This is a genomic window from Vibrio sp. TRT 21S02, assembly GCF_050113675.1.
Taxonomy (GTDB): domain Bacteria; phylum Pseudomonadota; class Gammaproteobacteria; order Enterobacterales; family Vibrionaceae; genus Vibrio.
Window position 1 is genome coordinate 1 of the sequence record NZ_JBNJOI010000056.1, and the last position, 1,767, is coordinate 1,767.

A 1,767-nucleotide genomic window follows, 5' to 3' on the forward strand; every position below is an offset into this window, starting at 1 on the left:
GCGTTGGTTTTAGTGTTTAAGGCGGTATGCGGCGACTTCGGTATTGCGTTGCTCACCCCTTAACAGGGCGTTATGTTTTTCGGGTTAAGACATGTAATAATCATTTGCAAGTACACTAGTAACAAAGGGAAAAGTTATGCCATTTATTGCTTTTGAATCAGGTCAGTTAACGGATGAAGTAAAAGAAAAACTGATTGAAAAATTAACTGAAGTTTCAGTTGAAATAACGGGAATACCTAAAGAATTGTTCTTAGTCTCTATTCGAGAGCAGCCGGATAATAATATTGCGGTTGGTGGTAAAAGCGTGGAACAAATCAAAAAAGAGATAGCAGAACAAACATAACAAGGCATTTAAGAGTGACTCACAACGCTTGGCGACCTCAGTTTAAACTTAGCTTTAGTGTTTAAGGTGCAGTGGTTTGGGTTAAGTGTTTGGCGTTGTTCGCACCTTAATGCGGCGTTAAGTGCTATGTCGGAAACAATAACTATGAAGAAAATTGTAGAAGTTTTAGATAATATTGAAAGATACAAACCTTTGGTTACCCGTTGGAAACAGAGAAATGATCCAGACATTGGGTTTGAGTTACTGTTTGCAAATCAATGCGAGTCAAATGGAATAGAACTCGGATACGAAAAAGTAGTTAATGACACTGAAAAATCGATAGATTTTCAAGCTAACACAGATGATTTTGTTGTTAACTTTGAGCTTTATCGTGTGGACTTAAATGAAGGGATTCGCGAGCTAAAGCGCAAAGACGAACTTAAAGGGTATAGCATCGAAAGCGATTCAAAAGAACCGCACTTCAGAACTGCAGCCCAAATAATTAAGTTACAGTGGGGCTTACTCGAAAAAGTCGATAAGTTCAAAAAACCTGATAATAGAACAATAAATTTACTATGCATTGACTGCACTAATGTTCACGCTGGAATGTTAGATGAGCATGATGTCGCTATTACTATGTGGGGGAAACCTTACAACTCACTTTGGACGGAAAAGTGGGAGGGCAGCAAGTTATTAGGTATTCTTGAAGATGGTTATACCCAACGTGGTTATAAGAAGTTCAGAGAGTGTATATCCGCCGTAATATTCATACCTAAACAGAAAGCTTTGTTACTAAATGGTGGTTATGTAGCAATAAATCATTTGCAGTCCAAAGAGCATCGTGAGGCTACCATTACGGCTTTAAAACAGTTAAAAGGGTTTGAAAGTATCAGGGTTTGCCCACGCACTTAACAAGCAATTTAAGAGGGATTCACAACGCTTGGCACTTTTGTTTCTACTTCAAATTTAGTGTTTATGGCACAATGCGTTAGGTTGGGTGGAGGCGTTGTTCACCCCTTAATTGGGCGTTATGCGGCAGAGGGTGATAAGGGGCTAGAGCTTGAGTCCTAGCCCAATTAAACAACTACTACTTAGTTCTTACAGCCGTTTTTGTCACATGTAATTTTACTGTGTGAGTCGCTCCAATGAGATGCTTCTTTCTTGGTGTCAAAGCCACAACCAGTAGTACCTCCTTTTTTGCCTTTATGAACGACTCCAGTGGGTGTGTGTTTTACTGCCATAAACGTACTTCCTATCTATCACCAGTATTGGTGCCCGTATTTTACTTCTGAGAACAGTTTTAAAGTGTGTGCTTGGTTGCTTATTTCATCTCAAAGTAAGGTAAAATTAAACTTTGCGAGCAACCGCATAACAAACTGTTTAAGAGTGATTCGCAACGCGTGGCATTTTTACTATGCGTTAGTTTTAGTGTTTAAGGTGGTATG

Annotated in this window: 3 protein-coding genes; 2 read left to right on the forward strand and 1 reads right to left on the reverse strand. The window is 39.2% G+C overall.

Translation table 11 applies throughout. The features are described 5' to 3' along the window. Positions 1-136: 136 nt before the first annotated feature. Positions 137-343, forward strand: a complete 207-nt coding sequence (dmpI, locus tag ACQEXU_RS21885) for a 4-oxalocrotonate tautomerase DmpI (protein WP_108695164.1) — start codon at positions 137-139, stop codon at positions 341-343. Between the two features lie 144 nt (positions 344-487). After that, positions 488-1,234, forward strand: coding sequence for a hypothetical protein (locus ACQEXU_RS21890; protein WP_427012292.1), 747 nt, complete (start codon positions 488-490; stop codon positions 1,232-1,234). A gap of 179 nt (positions 1,235-1,413) precedes the next feature. On the opposite strand, the gene ACQEXU_RS21895 is transcribed toward ACQEXU_RS21890, so the two are convergent. Then, the gene (locus ACQEXU_RS21895) at positions 1,414-1,563 is read right to left on the reverse strand and encodes a hypothetical protein (RefSeq protein WP_086459347.1); all 150 of its coding nucleotides are present in this window, start codon (positions 1,561-1,563) and stop codon (positions 1,414-1,416) included. Between the last annotated feature and the right edge of the window lie 204 nt (positions 1,564-1,767).